We start from the raw sequence: 17,414 nt of genomic DNA, 5'->3' as shown, positions 1-17,414 counted from the left end.
AAAGCAAAAAGGATTAACCTTATGAAGTCATCTATCACCCCTGTGGCACTTGCCATTTTGACAGGTCTACTCTTAAGCGGCTGTAATAACAATAACAACAAGGCTCAAACCAACCTGATAATAAAAGATCACTCTAATGTACATAAAGCACAAGGAATTTGGCATAAGCAAGCCTACGGCGAAGTCGTGTCGATAAGCCATGGGCAAGTCAAGCATTATGAATTTAATACCCAAGCATGCACACTAACCAGCGATAATAGCTATCAAAAAGTGATGCAAGAACACGTTGATACACTCAATGTCATTGGCACTGATTTTTTAAGTATTCAAGATAAAGGCAGCCCAACTTCATATACTTTAAAACATATCGAGCAATTACCGGCGTCATGCCAAACCCCAATTGCAAAAAATCAAGCCACTAGTCCAAGTCAAGTTTTTCAATACTTTTGGCACACATTTAATGATTATTACGCCTTTTTTGATCTGCGTGATATCGACTGGCAAGTCCAATATGATAGCTACGCGCCATTGATCAATGACAATATGAGTGATGATGCACTATTTGAAATACTGAGTGAGATGGTAGCACCACTAAAAGATGCACATGTTTCTATTGAAAGTGACACTCAATCTTTTAACAGTATGAAACCCGCTCCAGTATTAAGAAGCGCTCTCGGCAAAGCCAGATCCTACTTACGTTTTGGTCTTGATGTTGACATTTCGGATGTTATTACTGACACCTTAGATGATTACCAACATACTACTGCCAGCTATATCACTGCAGATAGTTTAAAAAGCTTTCCACACGATGACGATTCTAAAACTTTGCTATGGGGGGTTACGCCGAACAATGTAGGAATTTTAGTGATCAATAATATGGCCCAATACCACCAAAACCCAAATGCCACTGAAAAACAACAGCAACAAGCCGCCAACCAATTAATAGATCAAGTACTTAAAGAGCTTGAAGATACGGATGGGCTCATTTTAGATATTAGAAACAACCTAGGTGGAGATGATGCCATCGCTTTAACATTAGCAACCCACTTTGCCAGTGAAAACAAACTCGCTTTTAAAAAACAAGCTGTAAATAAATCAGGTCTTGGTCACACCACTGTGACTATGATAAAAAAACCAACACATAGTTATACAAAACCTGTTTATATGCTAACAAGCCAAATTACCGTCAGCGCAGGTGAGGTATTTGCCATGGCAATGAAGCAATTTCCCCATGTTACTCAAGTTGGTGAGGAAACGTCCGGCGCTTTTTCGGATATACTAAACTTCACCTTACCCAATGGCTGGGAAATTGGCTTATCTAATGAGGTATACCACAATGCTCAAGGCGAGAACTTTGAAAAGAGAGGTTTACAGCCAGATGTCAATATCAGTGCATTTTCAAGTTTAGAGACTGACCTTCCACGCTTTGCTACTTATGATTACGCGTTAGAAGCGATGGGCAAACAAACCTATCCTCAACTGAGTGTTGCGGATTTTGAGCAACAAGCGCAACAGCTAATACAGCAAAGTGAGTTACCTGGCTTAGCAATTGCTGTTATCAAAAATGGTCAAATAAAATATGCTAATGGTTTCGGTATTGCTGATGAGCAAAATACGCCAGTCACTGCCGACACACTTTTTTACATTGCATCAGTAAGTAAAGCCTTAGTTGGCGCAACCATTGCCCATGCCGTCGCACAAAAAACCGTATCTCTTGATGAGCCAGTTGCCCCGATATTACCTTTTACAACAAATGTAATACCAGCACAGAAAACACCTATTACACTACGCCACCTTGTTACCCATACAAGCGGAATTATTGACTCTGATCCTGCGTATTTATGTTCTTACTACCTTCATGATACTAAACAAAATATCAGTGACGCGCTGCTTGGTACAAATAAGTGTGATAAGCAAATAAATACCGATCTGCAACAGTATTTAAATAATTATCTTAATCATACGGGCCGCTTCTATCAAGATGCTAACTTCTCGTCACAATATGGTTTTGAAACCGCACAAGTCTATATCTATTCTAACATTGCCACTGCCCTTGCAGCCTATACATTGGAGCAAAAAAGCAATACGCCTTTTATAGAGCTGGTGCAAGATTACGTGTTTTCACCACTGAATATGACTAACAGCAGCTGGGCTACAGGGAAACCAGGCGCAAACGTCGCCACTCGCTTTGTCCATAATCCTCAAACAGGTGAACGTTCAGCAATGCCCAGCTATGGCGCAATTACCTATGCGGATGGCTCTGCTATTTCAACAGTTAACGACCTTGCCCGGTTTTTAATCGCCAGTATGAATAAAGGTAAAATTGAGCAACAGCAAGTGCTGTCTCAAGCTGCTGTTGAGGCAATGTTAAGCCCACAAACCGATACACCTGTACCTAGTCGTGATATCGGTTACTTTTGGGAATTAGATGGCAGCTATATTCACCATAACGGGGCAGATCCCGGTGTCATGTCGCAAGTCATAGGTGATTTAAAGACACAAAATGCCATTATCATGCTCAGTAACGGCGATGAAAATTATGAGCCACATGATCGTACTTTCTATAAGATAAAAAACTTGGCCCTACAACTTGCCAACTCAAACTAAAAGTACGGTGCATATCAAAATGCTGCTCGTTTAAGGTGATGAGATTATGAAATTAGGAAGACGGCAGAGCCCAAACAGACCTCTGCGGCCTTCCTGATGAAAGTCTGGGGCTCTTAAACGATCTGCATTAGTACATGTGCACCGCTATTTTTATGCTTTATTTGGTACAATTTGAATTTCTACGCGGCGATTTTTAGAACGCCCTTGTTCACTCTCATTACTTGCCACAGGCTGAGACTCACCCATACCTTGCGTGCGCAAACGCACAGCCAACACTTGCTGCCCTAATAAGTAGTTCTTTACACTATTTGCTCGTTGCTCACTCAGTTGTTGATTAAGGGCCTGTGACCCAGTACTGTCGGTATGACCCTCTATATTTAATAAGGTTTTTTCATACTTGTTCATTACCTTGGTGATAGCATCTAAAGTTTGATAGAAGTTTGGTGAAATACTCGCTTGGCCTGATGCAAACGTGATATTACTTGGCATCACTAAACGCATATTATCACCCTCGCGAATGACCTCAACGCCAGAGCCTGCAAGCTCTTTTCTAAATGCGGCTTCTTGTTTATCCATATAATCACCAATCGCAGCACCCGCAATTGCGCCAATGGCCGCGCCGATAAAAATACGCTTATCTTTATGATTACCAGTCGCTTTTCCTAATACTGCACCGGTTGCAGCACCAATTGAAGCTCCTTTGCCAGTATTAGTCATTTCACAACCGCTAAGTAAAGCTAAGCCCACTGACACTACAATTAATTGTTGCCTATTGATCATCATTGATTTCTCTATGTCACTGTTTAATCTAGGCTAGCTCATTTCAGGTGAATAGAAAATTAACTTATGTTGCTTATTGCACCAATTCAGGCGGGATTGGGGGTAAGGAGTAAGGGGCGATTAACTTATCTAGTAACTTATTTTTAGCCAACGCCTGCATTGTTTTTGTGATGTACTCTGCCGCTTCAGTTTGCGAAAAATGCTGACTAAATACCATATAGCCATATATCACATTGGTGTGTCGAAACTGCATTTTCTCTAACTGAGAAATAGGCTGCTTTAATACTTTCATAGCTACTTCAGCGGTATCCTCAACTGCAATTGCTAAGTCCACTCGCTCTTTTAATACTAACTCAAGTGCAACTTGTTCAGATGTCACATCAACTTTATTAATGTTTTTATCTTCATCAAAACGCTCAAAAAAAGCGGCGCCTCGCATAACTGCAATGCGTTTACCATATAAATCTTCAAATTTTGATACCGATAAGTTACTGCCTTTTTTTGCGTAAAACACATACGAAGAAGACAATGCCATATAAGGTGGCTCTACAAAAATCATGGTATTTTGACGCTGTGATGTTTTAATTAACCCACCCATTACATCAACATCACCCTGCTCCAGCATACGCAAACATCTCGACACAGGGCAAGGGACAGGGCGGACTTGAAATTTTTCACCTGCAGCAGCTCGAACTAGCTCTAGAATTAACCCTTCAGATTCTCCATCGTTACTGACCGAACTATAAGGTGGGGCATGATCGATTGCTACATGAATCGTTTGATGACCAGCATATAAACCACAGCTAGCAAAAAAACTGAGAAAACAAAAAACTAATAATAATAGCGGCAAATCATCACACCTCTAACTTAGACCCAACTTTTGTGATTTGTTGAACAATTAAATCAATATAGCCGTCTCAACCGGCAAGTAATAAAAATGTCACAATAGTGTGCCAGCATATATTGTTAACTGTATCATAAGGTGAACTATGGCACTGAGTATTTTCTATCAATTTTTTCTGCTCGGCTGTACCAGCTTCGGTGGCCCTGCTGCGCATTTAGGTATCTTTAAAAAACATTTTGTCGATAACTTAGGCTGGCTTCCTAATGAACGCTACGGCGCAATGATCAGCTTATCGCAAATTTTGCCTGGCCCTGGATCTAGCCAAGTTGGCTTTGCCATTGGTTTAGAGCGTGCAGGCATTTTAGGCGGCATTGCGGCATTTATCGGATTTACCTTACCCTCATTTTTGCTAATGTTAATGCTTGCTATGACAGCATCTCAACTGCCTGAACCGATTGAAAACATTATCGTTGGGTTAAAATTATTTGCGGTTGTAGTTGTTGCTGATGCCATATTTAGTATGGCTAAAAGCTTTTGCAAGACGACACCTTTAAAAGTAGTAACATTTATAAGTACACTGGCACTGTTGTTATTACCCAGTTTGCATGCCCAATTATGGCTATTAGTGATCGTTTCAGTTGTAGCATATTTTTATCGCTTTAGTCCTATTGTAGATGATAAACACAATTCACCTATTATGCTTAACTGGCCTGTTCTTGGCCTATTTATCGCTGTATTTGCTTTAACATTTTTTGGCTTACCAAATAATCTATTTGCCCAGTTTTACCAAGCTGGTGCCTTGGTCTTTGGCGGGGGCCATGTGGTACTGCCACTATTGCAAAATGGTGTTTCAGGATTATCCCAAGAAAGCTTTTTAACCGCGTATGCCGCCGCTCAAGCTGTGCCAGGGCCTATGTTCAGCATAGCTTCGTTCTTAGGCGCTGAGGTCGGGGGGGAGCATGTATTTGCCTCATCGCTTTTAGCAACCGTTGCTATTTTCTTACCAGGGTTACTATTAATGTGGGCATGTCATCACAGCTGGCAATCTCTGAGTTCCTTACCTAAATTTGCCAGCATTAGCGCAGCTTTAAACGCTGCAGTGGTCGGCTTATTAGCTGCCGCTTTTTACAACCCTATTTGGCAATCAGCAGTTTACTCACTATGGCATATTGCCGTAGTCATAGGTGGCTTTATACTACTGAAATACGCTAAGCCACCCATTTGGATGATGTTATTACTGTTTTGTGGGGTTGGTGTCTTGTTGCCACATTTGCCCTGAAAAGCTTTGATATGGGCGTAGTTCAAATGCGCCCATAATGGCGAACATATGGTCTAGGATATCTGCTTGCAAATGCTCATAAGCCACCCACCTTTTATCGGCACTAAAGCAGTAAAACTCAACAGGCAGACCATTACTTGCCGGTGCCAGCTCTCTGACCATTAACACGCACTCTTGATTAATTGCTGGATGTTGCGCTAAATACTGCTCGGCATAGCGCCTAAACAACCCCAAATTAGTGGCCTCATCAGGTATAGACTCCACCTCGTTAAGCTCACTAAATTGAGCTTGCAATGCTTCTACTTCACTTTTTTTAAGTACCTTAATACTATACATGTCAACTAATATTGCACGTTTAATTCGTCGCCCTGCTGACTCTTGCATGGCGCGCCAGTTTTTAAATGAGTCTGAGATCAGCATGTAGGTTGGAATCGTTGTAACCGTATTATCCCAGTTACGTACTCTAACCGTATTCAAGCCAAGATCAATGACTTCACCGTCAGCACCAAAAGTATCAACCTGAATCCAATCACCGGTCTTTACTAATCGATTCGCAGCAATTTGTATACTGGCGACAAGACCTAAAATAGTGTCTTTGAATACAAGTAATGTAACGGCAGCTATAGCACCAAAACCTGAAAGAATGTATGTGGGAGACTTATCTAAAATCAGACTAATAATCAAAATGCCACTGACTATGAATGTCAGCAACTTAGTCACCTGCACAATTCCTAGTATTGGAACATCTTTAGCAAAACGTAGCTGGTTGTATATTGCGTGTGCTAGGTTTACAACGCTACTAAATAAAAAGCCAGTTAAAACAATTAATACTATTTGACCCAAAGAGTGCAATACATCTACAACCCATGGCGGTGCGACCAATACCTTATCGTTAAATGCCAAAAACACTACTGCGCAGATCATTGCAGAAAGGCGACCACTGACTTTATTCAGCTCAGGAGCAAGGTGGCCCATACGTTCAGGTGAAACTCGCATTAACCCTTTTTGAATACTTGGTAACACCAAGCGACGAGTAAATAGGTATAAGAAAATAAGCGCGATAAAACCTATACTATTGGCAGTTAATGCGCTTATGAATTTGCCTTGTGGTACATTCGCAAACCAAATATCCAACAAATCTGTTAAATGTACCAATGTCATAGTGATGCTACTTTTTTGTTTGTGTGTGAACTCATATCGCTGCGCTCAACCATATGCTGGATTATTTGTTCATCTTTATTCTGCCAAAGCTGATTGAGGTAGTTTTGAAAGTGCCTGCGATAACGGTTATCTCGTTGATAACTGCCTTGTGGCACCTGTGAGATTGCCAATAACTCAACCTCAACATTCACGCTTTGCAGTTGGCCAAGCATAAAACTGCCACAGATATGCTGACTCTTGGCTTGATACATTAACGTACAATTGAGTAACCCATCAAGTTGCTGCGCTAATACTTCTAACGCAAAAGCTGTGCCTCCGGCTTTCGGCTTAAGCAAGTAGTTATAGCCTCCACCTTGTTTTTTTTGCTTTGTTTGCGTAAATCGTGTTCCCTCGGTAAAATTAATCACCGTTGTAGGATGTTGTCGAAAATTTCGGCAACTATGCTTTGTTCGTTCTACATCGAGCCCTTTTAGTTTGGGGTTCTTAGCAACTTGTGCTTTACTAGCTCGCTTCATAAACGGCATACCCATTGCCCATGCACCAGTTCCTATAAATGGAATATACTTTAACTCATCTTTGAGAAAAAACTTTGGCGCAGGCAAAGCTTCTGCGGCACTGAGCACCACAATATCTAACCAACTAATATGATTGGATACTAGTAAATACCAGCCCTGTTGTTTTACTGTATCAGGTACGTTGATATTTACCTGCTCACAGCCCACATACAACCCAAGCCTATTACCTTTACACCACATACCATATGCAAAGTGTAATAAAATTGATATGGCTCTAATTGGTAAAAATAATTTTACCAAGCCCAAAACAAATACAATACTCCCGCTTACTACTGTATTAAATAACAAGAGTAAAGTAGCACAAAAGCCAAAAAACCAATTCGGTAACACCTTTCTAAGCACTAACAGCCTCTCTCAAGATTTATTCTGATCCACGCAATTGCTGCAACTGCTCATCTTTTTGTCGCCACAAATAGTTTAACTCACTTTGAAAACGCACTCTAAAATCACTGTCATTGCTATAATCACCAATCAAGTTTTCACTCACTGGTAAAACGTCAACATGCACTTCAATTTGCTTCACTTTACCACTGACAAAATCAATGAAGGTAGGGATCCCATCTGGGTAATGAATAGTTACATTGACAACCTTTGTTATCTGCTCCCCCATCGCTTGCATAACAAAAGCAATCCCGCCTGCTTTAGGTTTGAGTAAATGATTAAAGGGGCTATTTTGACGGCGATGTTTATCTTGTGTATAACGCGTCCCTTCAACAAAGTTAACGATACTTACAGGCATTGTCTTAAACTTTTCGCAAGCTTTACGTGTGGTTTCTACATCTTTACCTTTTAGTTTTGGATTTTTCCTTATCTGACTTTTGCTAGTTCGAGTCATAAATGGAAAATCTAATGCCCACCAAGCAAGACCGAGAAAAGGCACATATAACAATTCTTTTTTCAAAAAAAAGTTTAAAAAAGGAATTTTACGATGCAAAACCCGCTGCATCACCAAAATATCCACCCAGCTTTGATGGTTTGCTATGACTAAATACCAATCACGACGTTCAAGGCTATCTAAGCCTGTAACATTAAGTGTGTAGGGACTTAACAAGTTTTGATTCAAGCTATTACCAGCAACCCATAAACTAGCGCATTCTTTTGCCAACCAACTACATGCCTTTTGCAAAGGCATGATAGGTAGCAACTTTATTAACCCGAAGATAAATATGGGGACAAACCATACAAGTGTGTTTAGTGTATATAGCAGCAAACTTAAGATACGGCGTAACAACAACATGCAATGCTTCCTTTACAACTAAGCCAACTGGCGCAGCCAGCCAAATGCTGGCTAAGCCTTTAATATGATACAGGATGATACCTTGTTTTTATTTTGCAAAAAACCTAACAGCTAATAATTTATCTAATCTTCAAAGTAGGTGTAGCCTGCAAGCCCTGCGTTGAGCTCTTGCAAATACTGCACTCGAAGTGATTTATTTTTAACGCTTTTCGAAACCCTCGTCTCAAAATTCTTTGCTAATTGAACATGATCATAATGCACAAATTTCAGCACCTCTTGCACACTATCACCCTTAATTGCATTCGTCAGCTTATAGCCATTATCACTTAGCTCAACATGAACTGAGTCCGTATCTCCAAATAAATTATGCAGATCACCAAGAATTTCTTGATAAGCCCCGACCATGAACATAGCAATATGGTATTGTTCGCCAGCGACATAAGGGGGTATAGGTAAACTAGACTCGATACCAGAACCTTCCACATATTCACGAATTTGGCCATCAGAGTCACACGTTATATCTTGTAAAATTGCTCTTTGAGTCAGAGGTTTATCTAAAGACTCTATCGGCATAATGGGAAATAATTGTTGAATTCCCCATACATCTGGTAATGATTGAAATAATGAAAAGTTTACAAACAATTTATCGGCTAGCTTTTCATTTAAATCATCGAGTACTTCACGGTGAGCACGTGCATTTTCATTAAGCAACTCTCTAACGCGATGCAAAATAGTAAAGTACAATTGCTCAATCTGGGCCCATTGAGTCATGCTCACCATACCATGCACATACTGTGCATGGGCTTCACTAAATAAATGCATGGCATCATGATAAGTCTCTAGCGCTAATCGCGCTGTTATCCGATTATAAGCTTGCCACAACTCTTGTAAAATTGTGTGTGAATCTTGCTCTGGTGCAACTGATTGAACCTGATTAGGTGCCTTTTCAACGTCAATCACATCGGTGATTAATACGGCGTGGTGAGCTGTTAAAGCCCGCCCAGACTCTGTAATAATGGTTGGGTGGGTTAAATTATGCTGTTCACACACCTCAGCAAATGCACTGACTACGTTACGTGCATATTCTGCAACGGTGTAATTCATTGAACAAGCACTACGCGATCCTGAGCCTTCATAATCAACGCCTAAACCACCGCCTACATCTACGGTTTTCAAAGGCACGCCTAATTGTGATAACTCTGCAAAGTGACGTGCACACTCTTTGAGTGCACGATGGATATCACGAATATTAGCGATTTGGGAACCAATATGAAAATGTACCAAGTTCATTAAATGCAACTTATTAGCTTTTCTTAGCGTATTAACAGCATCAAGTACTTGTCCCGCCGTTAAGCCAAACTTACCTTTTTCTCCTCCAGTATTTTGCCACTTGCCTTTTCCAACCGAATTCAAACGAATACGAATACCAATGGCAGGTTCTATTTTAAGATCATCAATTTCTTTGATCAGTGTCGTTAGCTCCGACAGCTTTTCAACCACAATATTTATGTTGTGACCCATCGCCTGACCAATACATGCCAAGCGCAAAAACTCACTATCTTTATAGCCATTACACACTATAGTAATTGGTTGTGTCGCAATACCTAAAATAGCCATGAGTTCTGGCTTAGAGCCAGCTTCTAAACCAACCTGACCACTTGGGTGCGCTAGTAACTTAGTCACGACTGAGCGCTGCTGATTCACTTTGATTGGATAAACACAATTGTACTGACCTTGATAGTCTCGCTGTTGGCACGCAAGTGTGAATGCCTCTGTCATGGTATCAACACGATGTTTTAATATATCAGTAAAACGCACTAACACGGGTAAGGTTAAACCTTGTGTTTTAAAATCTTCAGTTAATTGATTGAGTGAAATGGGTGCTTTATCGTGATCGCCATCTGGATACGCAACAAGCTCACCTTGCGCATTAATATCAAAATACCCTTCACTCCAATGAGCCACATTGTAAATTTCGCGTGCAGTACCTAAACCCCAAGTCATAGCTGTCTCATTCAATCATATAAAACGCTTAGTTTAATACGCTTGTTGGGCGATAGCGATAGCACCTTTACTATTTACAACAATAAACACACAGATGTAACATTTGACATACAAACCAAACATCTTTACCTTTAAAAGGTAATGCTAATAACCACATATTTTGAGGAAACTAATGAAAATCTTAGGTACTGCAGCATGCATTCTTTCTGCTATGTTTTGCGGGTATGCTTTTTCCCAACCACATATAAACAATCATCATTTAACAGTATTAGAGCTGACTAACCAGTATCAAAGTGATGCTCAGATGGTGGGGCTTGACGAGTATAGCTATATCAATGCTATACAACGATACACACAGTACATGAACTCTTTTTCACCAGAGAAGTATGGCGTAGTTGAGGGAGTTGAAGACATTTTACCGATGAATCAACTACCAGCTTTCACCAGAGTACTGCAAGGCGAAGAGCTAACACCGGAGCTTGTAACTGAATGGATAAAGCAAAAAAATATTAATAATGCTAAGCTTGCAAACTTTTTACAAATTGACGTAAAGTACTTAGAGCGCTTCGAAAAGGTGTATACAGAGGCCATGGCCTCTGGAAAAACAATCGGAAAAAATGACACTCTGATAGAGCCCTATTCAACAGAAAGGATAATCGTCGAGTTTACATGTCGAGACGTTTGCTCTGGTTTTGGCTTATCAGCACGTGATTATGTTGATTTAGCAAGAGAAGCCGAAAGAGTTAGAGTTAATGGTTGGATCAAAGAATTTGCTGTTAAGTTATATTCCAAAGATGGTCAATATCAAAAGACTGCGATATGGAAAAAGGACAAAAGGGGCAACATATGGCAAGCAAGAGCTTTAAGCTGCGATAGCGAGATTGCTTGCCACGCAGAACCATAATACGCTACTTTACTTTCTTTGCCGTGTATGAACATCATGAACTTAGCCGTTAAGTAACCTCTGCTGCGGATAAACGTTATGATAGAGACATTGCGACTCTTCCAACATCCAATAAAGCTATTTTACTTATGTGCAGCTAAAGATAAGTGCATTGCTGTATTTTTACTATCAATAGAAGGAAACTAGCCCTTGAAGAAATTAGTTTTGAGTACCTTATTCGCTTCATCCCTGTGCAGCAACGTCATCATGGCTGCCAATACACAAACCACAACTTATGATAGCGCAGACGTGGCTCTAGCAGCCCAACTAGCAAATATTCACTTAAATACGTTTACACAGGCAATAGCAAAATATGATACTTGGTTGGCGGGCATTGACAATAAAGCGCACCATTTTTCAGATAATCCACACGGAGTTAAACCCTTTAATCAACTGGAAGCAGTGCGTGCTTTTGACAATGGTGCTAAGTTCTCGCCAAAGCTACAAGCCAAGCTAATTAAGCAGTACAATGACAATCAGGCGAAACTCGCGACCTATTTGGGCCTGCCTGTCGATGAACTGATGCCTTTTGTGAAAAGTCATGCCGATCTTTACACGAAGACACAAACAGGCAACTAGGGTTTGCTGGGCTCGGTGCTGGTGCTGAGCCTCATTAATTTTAACTAAAATTAAACGCTTTCAGCATATTAGTCGAAATATCTCAAAAACTTCCCATCATAACTTTGGCAAATACGCTAAAATTAATTGAGCAAAGCATAAAGCACTGGCAAAATTGCCACCAATTTATAGTAAGTGTGAAAAAGATATGTCGAATTTAGAAGCAAACCGTTGGTTTACAGAAGTCAGCGACCGAGATGGCAGCGCCTTTTCGTTGCGTATTAATAAAAAGCTAGATGAAATTCAATCTCCATTTCAAAATATTGAAATGTACGAGACAACCAATTATGGCAACCTGATGATCATTGATGGCTGCACTATGGTCAGCTCTCGAGAGAATTTTTTCTATCATGAAATGATAAGCCACCCTGCATTATTTTCTCACCCAACGCCAAAAAATGTGGTGATCATTGGGGGTGGTGATTGCGGTACACTTAGAGAAGTATTAAAACATTCAGACGTTGAAAATGTTACACAAATCGACATAGACGAAGTTGTTACACAAATGTCGCTTAAATATTTTCCCGAGCTGTGTGAGTCTAATAGTGACCCCCGTGCTACTGTAATGTTCGACGACGGCATTAAGTACATGCGCGAAATTGCACCTGAATCAGTTGACGTCGTTATCGTTGATGGCACAGACCCAGTTGGTCCAGGTGAAGGGCTATTTAACCATGCCTTTTACACTAGCTGCTTAAAAGCTCTGCGTACTGGAGGTATTCTCGTTCAACAAAGTGAGTCACCACTTACTCATATGCCTTTATTGTTAGATATGCGTGATGCTATGCTCGAGGTAGGCTTTGTTGATTTACATACATTGCCTTTTCCACAGCCCATCTACCCTAGCGGCCTCTGGTCTGCGACTCTAGCACGTAAAGGTGAATCATTTAACGGCTTTAGAGAACAAGACGCTGACAATGCAAAATTTGACACTGAGTATTACAACTCAGGTATCCACAAAGGCGCATTGGCCACGCCTAACTTTATGAAACGTGCATTTATTAAATAAGCGCCAGTCTCAAATGACCCAATAAAACACAAAAAACCCAAGCACGCTTGGGTTTTTCTATTTAACCATTTAGCCAATCATCACTTGTGATATTTAGCGCTAAACTCATGCACAGCATTAATAAATACACCTGCATTTTCAGGGTCAACATCTGGTGTAATACCATGGCCAAGGTTAAAGACGTGGCCCGAACCATCACCAAAACTAGCCAAAATAGATTGTACCTCTTCACGAATACGCTCAGGTGTACCATGAAGCATAGAAGGATCCATATTCCCTTGTAGTGCTACTTTGTCACCAACACGACGTTTCGCATCTGCAATATCAATCGTCCAATCAAGACCAATAGCGTCACAGCCTGTTGCAGCTATCGCCTCTATCCATTGGCCACCATTTTTAGTAAATAACGTTACTGGCACTTTGCGACCATCGTGATTTCTTATTAAGCCATCCACAATTTTGTGCATATATTGCAAAGAAAACTCTTTATAATCACGCGGGCTTAACACTCCACCCCATGAGTCAAATACCATCAAAGATTGTGCACCTGCCTTTACCTGCGCATTTAAATAGTCAATAACTGAATCGGCTAATTTATCTAACAACAAATGCAGGGTTTGTGGCTCTGCAAATGCCATTTTCTTAATTTTACCAAACACCTTGCTACTACCACCTTCAACCATATATGTTGCCAGTGTCCAAGGCGAGCCAGAAAAGCCTATCAGAGGTACTTCACCTTTGAGTTCACGACGAATAGTACTTACCGCATTCATTACATAACCCAACTCATCAGTCGGATCGAGCTTAGGAATATTTTTTACATCTTGCAGTGAACTGATCGGGCGCTCAAACTTAGGACCTTCACCAGTTTCAAAATACAGACCTAAGCCCATTGCATCTGGAATCGTCAGAATATCGCTAAATAAAATTGCTGCATCTAGCGGGTAACGACGCAATGGCTGTAACGTCACCTCACAAGCTAACTCCGCATTTCGACACAAACTCATGAAGTCACCAGCTTGTGCTCGGGTTGCACGATATTCAGGTAAATATCGACCTGCTTGACGCATCATCCACACCGGAGTGACATCAACAGGTTGTTTCATCAACGCACGTAAATAACGATCGTTTTTCAATTCGCTCATAGCGTATCTCGACTCCAAAACTTTAAAAATTGTTCAGATTGTACCACCATCTTGGCAAGCACTCTATCTAAACCCAAGCGCAAATTAATCCGCATATGATCTAAATTAAAGTTCCTATAACTCAAAAAGTTAGTAAATTAGTATCAAAAATAGGCAAAAATCATGTCGCCTAGGTATTTACAATAGAGGTCAAAACTTGGTATAAAATTGTCGCGTTACAAAAATAACAACAAAACACCTTTAGAATAAGAATAACAATAGTTATCAACTAGCTAAACTGCATTCAAACCACCTCTTTAGGTGGTTTTTCTTTTTAAAAAACCCAAAAAAGGAACTCCTTAATTTTCAATTGCTTACCATGTTTCTTTACAATAAAAATAAAAATAGGTTGACCTTTGCCACAGATTTCCTTTTTATAGAGGAAACAATCCGCAATAGGAGATCACTATGCTTTCACGGTTAGAACGAGCCCAAGAAAAGTGGGGAGGCAGCCATAGTGTTATTGATGCATGGTTAGCAGAGCGACAAGAACTATTACTGCAGTACTACAAACTTGCAGGATTCTCTCCTTATGACAAAAAAGATCATGCTTTGCCTGATCAGATGAAGATCCAATCTTTTTGTCAAATACTGATGGACTACCTTTCTGCTGGGCACTTTGAGATTTACGATAACTTAGTCGAAGCTTGCGAAGAAAAGGGTCCGGATAGTGCTAAACTTGCACAAGCATTGTATCCACGCATTGCTGGTACCACCGATGTGGCTTTAGACTTTAATGATAAGTATGCAGAAAATTCTCAGGAACAGGTGTTACAGGATTTTGATAAAGACCTATCTCACTTAGGTGAAGTGTTAGAGTCTCGTTTTGAATTAGAAGACGAACTGATTGATAATTTGTACGCCAATCATAGCGATTAATGCTCAATACGCAGCGGAACGTATAAAGCAATTAAAAAAGGGCCATAAGGCCCTTTTTTAATGCTTTAAGCTGTATTTATTCTGCTTCTGCTTTTTGCGCTTCTTCTTGAATTTCAAGTAGTTCAACTTCAAAAACCAATGTTGAGTTTGATGGGATTTTACCCAAGTTACGCTCGCCATAACCTAGCTCAGCTGGAATAGTAAATTTATACTTAGAACCAACAGACATTAACTGCAAACCCTCAGTCCAACCTTTGATCACTTGACGAAGACCGAAAGTAGCAGGCTGCTCACGCGCATATGAGCTATCGAACTCAGTACCATCTAACAATGTGCCTTTGTAATGAACGGTTACTTTATCCGTATCAACAGGTTTTTTACCGTCACCTTCTGAAATCACTTCATATTGTAAGCCAGACTCAGTAACAACAACGCCTTCTTTCTTCGCGTTTTCAGTTAAATACTTTTCACCGTCCGCTTTGTTCTTTTCTGCTTCATGCTTTACTTTTTCAGCTTGCTTTTCACGAACTGAAGTATCAAGCGCAGTCAATACTTCACGAATTTTGGCTTCATCTAATTGCGCGTTACCCGCAAGTGCGTCCTCAAAACCACGCTTTAAGAGGGCTTGGTCAAGCTCCACACCAAAACTACTTTTATCAGCCAAATCTTTTTGTAAAAAATTACCCACTGACGCACCAATGCCATAAGCTTGTTGCTGTGCTTCTGTTTCTAATTTTAATTCAGCTGGTTTTTCTTCTGCTTTTTGGTTACATGCAGTCAGTGCAAGTACTGCAGCTGCCACCAAAGACAATTTAATCGTCTGTTTCATTCTCTTTTCTCCGACAAGCCCATCGGCTGCCTGTTAATATTATATTAATGGTTAATTCTATTTAGCCACATTACCATTCATCGTGATAGATGCCAACTTGTATGACATCAATGCAGATATATAACGTTTTCTGTGACTTGTAGCGACTTTGTGGTAACGATACGCTACTATCAAAGTAACAATACACTTAAATTGTTTAGATTTTTATAGTTTACCTTGTGTAACTCACAGCGTTAAGGGGAAATACCCATATTATGCCCAAACTTGATCGCTTCTTGCTGTTTATAGCGCTATTTTTATTAAGTAGCTGCACGCCAGCTGATAAAAAAGCCGATTTAACTGTTGAGCATGCCACCAGAGGCGCTTTTGCTGCTGCTATTTCACATGATGGTCGTTACAGTTTAGTGTCATCAGTAGAACATGGTGTCAGTCTGTGGGACAATCAAGTCCATGGCTTAAAATATCAATGGCAACAATCAAAACCTGATGGCAACTTAGTACATTCACTCGCCATTGCTTATGACAATAGCGTTGCCGTTACAGCTGAAAACGAAACCTTTGCTATTTGGGATATTGCCACAGGTAAAAACCTCGGTTTTTATCAAATCCAAACGGGCACAATCAGAGACATCGCTATTAGTAATAAAGGACGATTTGTGCTTTATGGACGAAGCGACAACGTGGTTGTACACCTGGACTTAGAGAGTGGAAGACGGATTGAGTTCCTCGGCCATCAAGAAAAAATTAATTCTATTGACCTGTCCCCAAATGGATACTTTGCCCTTTCAGGTGCCAATGACTATAGCGCCTACTTTTGGGACACCCGCACAGGCCAAGTAATTCACCGTTTCAACCACCCTAGTCGTGTAACAAAAGTCGCGCTAGATGCGACGGGTCAATATGCATTTACTGCCGATAGTTTAAAAAAAGCCAGTATTTGGCAGCTGACTTCAGGTGATCTCATTTCACAATTACAGTATATTGCGCGTCAGAAGATATTCAGCGCGGTCCGCTTTAATCAATCAGGTACGCTACTGGCCACTGGTTCACCAAACAGAGAACTCACACTTTGGCGCGTCAAAGATGGACAAAAACTGGGATTGTGGAAAGTACAACCGCGCGAAGGCAGCCGGCCTAAATCGGCAGTTGTGTTCGATGTTACCTTTGTCGAACAAAATAATGCTTTAATCACCGAAAGTTCAAGTGGCTTACTAGAGCGTTTTAATCATGTGGAGTCCCAATGACTGAATTAGAAAACCGTGTTATGGAGCTAGAAGCTAAGGTATCTTTTCAAGATGATACTATTGACACACTCAATGATGAACTCAAAATGCACCAGCAAAGACTGGCTAAAATGCAGCGTCAAATAGAGTTACTGGGTGAAAAAATCAAAGAAGGCCAAGAGGAAGGTTTAATGCCACAGCATCAAGAACCACCGCCGCCTCATTACTAGAGGCTGTTGCTC

Annotated in this window: 16 protein-coding genes; 8 read left to right on the top strand and 8 right to left on the bottom strand. The window is 40.6% G+C overall.

The window, feature by feature from the left end; translation table 11 throughout:
• Positions 1–21: 21 nt before the first annotated feature.
• A complete protein-coding gene (locus tag SANK73390_RS10360) occupies positions 22–2,607 on the top strand; it encodes a serine hydrolase (RefSeq protein ID WP_462765978.1) in 2,586 nt (861 codons plus the stop codon).
• A 150-nt stretch (positions 2,608–2,757) separates the two neighbouring features.
• Here the strand turns inward: SANK73390_RS10360 and SANK73390_RS10355 are convergent, their stop codons facing one another.
• Together SANK73390_RS10355 and SANK73390_RS10350 are read right to left on the bottom strand one after the other, a co-directional pair.
• Positions 2,758–3,387 carry an OmpA family protein gene (locus tag SANK73390_RS10355; protein ID WP_462765994.1) on the bottom strand — a complete coding sequence of 210 codons (630 nt, stop codon included), beginning with the start codon at positions 3,385–3,387 and terminating at the stop codon, positions 2,758–2,760.
• Between the two features lie 73 nt (positions 3,388–3,460).
• Entirely contained in the window at positions 3,461–4,237 is a 777-nt protein-coding gene (locus SANK73390_RS10350; protein ID WP_462765977.1) for a substrate-binding periplasmic protein, read from the bottom strand.
• Positions 4,238–4,376: 139 nt separating this feature from the next.
• On the opposite strand from SANK73390_RS10350, the gene chrA reads away from it, so the two are divergent.
• Positions 4,377–5,510, top strand: coding sequence for a chromate efflux transporter (gene chrA / locus SANK73390_RS10345; protein ID WP_462765976.1), 1,134 nt, complete (start codon positions 4,377–4,379; stop codon positions 5,508–5,510).
• Here the strand turns inward: chrA and SANK73390_RS10340 are convergent.
• The 4 genes from SANK73390_RS10340 to speA all read right to left on the bottom strand — a co-directional run bounded on the left by SANK73390_RS10340 (position 5,466) and on the right by speA (position 10,487).
• Positions 5,466–6,671 (bottom strand): mechanosensitive ion channel family protein, encoded by a 1,206-nt coding sequence (locus SANK73390_RS10340; protein ID WP_462765975.1) that lies wholly within the window; start codon positions 6,669–6,671, stop codon positions 5,466–5,468. The genes chrA and SANK73390_RS10340 overlap by 45 nt on opposite strands.
• The gene (locus tag SANK73390_RS10335) at positions 6,668–7,588 is read right to left on the bottom strand and encodes an acetyltransferase (RefSeq protein ID WP_462765974.1); all 921 of its coding nucleotides are present in this window, start codon (positions 7,586–7,588) and stop codon (positions 6,668–6,670) included. Before SANK73390_RS10335 ends, SANK73390_RS10340 begins: the two co-directional genes overlap by 4 nt.
• A gap of 19 nt (positions 7,589–7,607) precedes the next feature.
• The gene (locus SANK73390_RS10330) at positions 7,608–8,483 is read right to left on the bottom strand and encodes an acyltransferase (protein ID WP_462765973.1); all 876 of its coding nucleotides are present in this window, start codon (positions 8,481–8,483) and stop codon (positions 7,608–7,610) included.
• A gap of 123 nt (positions 8,484–8,606) precedes the next feature.
• The gene (speA, locus tag SANK73390_RS10325) at positions 8,607–10,487 is read right to left on the bottom strand and encodes a biosynthetic arginine decarboxylase (RefSeq protein ID WP_462765972.1); all 1,881 of its coding nucleotides are present in this window, start codon (positions 10,485–10,487) and stop codon (positions 8,607–8,609) included.
• A gap of 172 nt (positions 10,488–10,659) precedes the next feature.
• Here speA and SANK73390_RS10320 point away from each other — a divergent pair, with 172 nt between their 5' ends.
• From SANK73390_RS10320 to speE, 3 genes are all read left to right on the top strand, one after another.
• The gene (locus tag SANK73390_RS10320) at positions 10,660–11,391 is read left to right on the top strand and encodes a hypothetical protein (protein ID WP_462765971.1); all 732 of its coding nucleotides are present in this window, start codon (positions 10,660–10,662) and stop codon (positions 11,389–11,391) included.
• Positions 11,392–11,580: 189 nt separating this feature from the next.
• Positions 11,581–12,009 carry a hypothetical protein gene (locus SANK73390_RS10315; protein ID WP_462765970.1) on the top strand — a complete coding sequence of 143 codons (429 nt, stop codon included), beginning with the start codon at positions 11,581–11,583 and terminating at the stop codon, positions 12,007–12,009.
• Between the two features lie 187 nt (positions 12,010–12,196).
• Complete coding sequence (speE, locus tag SANK73390_RS10310) at positions 12,197–13,057, top strand: polyamine aminopropyltransferase (protein ID WP_462765969.1); 861 nt, start codon at positions 12,197–12,199, stop codon at positions 13,055–13,057.
• Positions 13,058–13,137: 80 nt separating this feature from the next.
• On the opposite strand, the gene hemE is transcribed toward speE, so the two are convergent.
• Positions 13,138–14,202 (bottom strand): uroporphyrinogen decarboxylase, encoded by a 1,065-nt coding sequence (gene hemE / locus SANK73390_RS10305; RefSeq protein ID WP_462765968.1) that lies wholly within the window; start codon positions 14,200–14,202, stop codon positions 13,138–13,140.
• A 447-nt stretch (positions 14,203–14,649) separates the two neighbouring features.
• Here hemE and rsd point away from each other — a divergent pair, with 447 nt between their 5' ends.
• Positions 14,650–15,120 (top strand): sigma D regulator, encoded by a 471-nt coding sequence (gene rsd, locus SANK73390_RS10300; protein ID WP_462765967.1) that lies wholly within the window; start codon positions 14,650–14,652, stop codon positions 15,118–15,120.
• Between the two features lie 76 nt (positions 15,121–15,196).
• Here rsd and fkpA read toward each other — a convergent pair whose 3' ends face one another.
• Positions 15,197–15,949, bottom strand: coding sequence for an FKBP-type peptidyl-prolyl cis-trans isomerase (gene fkpA, locus SANK73390_RS10295; RefSeq protein ID WP_462765966.1), 753 nt, complete (start codon positions 15,947–15,949; stop codon positions 15,197–15,199).
• Positions 15,950–16,203: 254 nt separating this feature from the next.
• Here fkpA and SANK73390_RS10290 point away from each other — a divergent pair, with 254 nt between their 5' ends.
• Together SANK73390_RS10290 and SANK73390_RS10285 are read left to right on the top strand one after the other, a co-directional pair.
• Complete coding sequence (locus SANK73390_RS10290) at positions 16,204–17,193, top strand: WD40 repeat domain-containing protein (RefSeq protein WP_462765965.1); 990 nt, start codon at positions 16,204–16,206, stop codon at positions 17,191–17,193.
• A complete protein-coding gene (locus SANK73390_RS10285; RefSeq protein WP_261626909.1) occupies positions 17,190–17,402 on the top strand; it encodes a SlyX family protein in 213 nt (70 codons plus the stop codon). Before SANK73390_RS10290 ends, SANK73390_RS10285 begins: the two co-directional genes overlap by 4 nt.
• Positions 17,403–17,414 lie beyond the last annotated feature (12 nt).

The organism is Pseudoalteromonas sp. SANK 73390, from assembly GCF_054966645.1.
Note: the sequence above shows the minus strand (reverse complement) of the source record. Positions and strands in the feature narration are given on the sequence as shown.

Bases quoted from the DNA above. Each gene is read 5' to 3' on its own strand.
- speA (WP_462765972.1), bottom strand. From the start codon at position 10,487: ATGACTTGGGGTTTAGGTACTGCACGCGAAATTTACAATGTGGCTCAT.
- SANK73390_RS10285 (WP_261626909.1), top strand. From the start codon at position 17,190: ATGACTGAATTAGAAAACCGTGTTATGGAGCTAGAAGCTAAGGTATCT.
- rsd (WP_462765967.1), top strand. From the start codon at position 14,650: ATGCTTTCACGGTTAGAACGAGCCCAAGAAAAGTGGGGAGGCAGCCAT.
- chrA (WP_462765976.1), top strand. From the start codon at position 4,377: ATGGCACTGAGTATTTTCTATCAATTTTTTCTGCTCGGCTGTACCAGC.
- SANK73390_RS10290 (WP_462765965.1), top strand. From the start codon at position 16,204: ATGCCCAAACTTGATCGCTTCTTGCTGTTTATAGCGCTATTTTTATTA.
- SANK73390_RS10340 (WP_462765975.1), bottom strand. From the start codon at position 6,671: ATGACATTGGTACATTTAACAGATTTGTTGGATATTTGGTTTGCGAAT.
- fkpA (WP_462765966.1), bottom strand. From the start codon at position 15,949: ATGAAACAGACGATTAAATTGTCTTTGGTGGCAGCTGCAGTACTTGCA.
- SANK73390_RS10360 (WP_462765978.1), top strand. From the start codon at position 22: ATGAAGTCATCTATCACCCCTGTGGCACTTGCCATTTTGACAGGTCTA.
- SANK73390_RS10330 (WP_462765973.1), bottom strand. From the start codon at position 8,483: ATGTTGTTGTTACGCCGTATCTTAAGTTTGCTGCTATATACACTAAAC.
- hemE (WP_462765968.1), bottom strand. From the start codon at position 14,202: ATGAGCGAATTGAAAAACGATCGTTATTTACGTGCGTTGATGAAACAA.
- SANK73390_RS10355 (WP_462765994.1), bottom strand. From the start codon at position 3,387: ATGATCAATAGGCAACAATTAATTGTAGTGTCAGTGGGCTTAGCTTTA.
- speE (WP_462765969.1), top strand. From the start codon at position 12,197: ATGTCGAATTTAGAAGCAAACCGTTGGTTTACAGAAGTCAGCGACCGA.
- SANK73390_RS10320 (WP_462765971.1), top strand. From the start codon at position 10,660: ATGAAAATCTTAGGTACTGCAGCATGCATTCTTTCTGCTATGTTTTGC.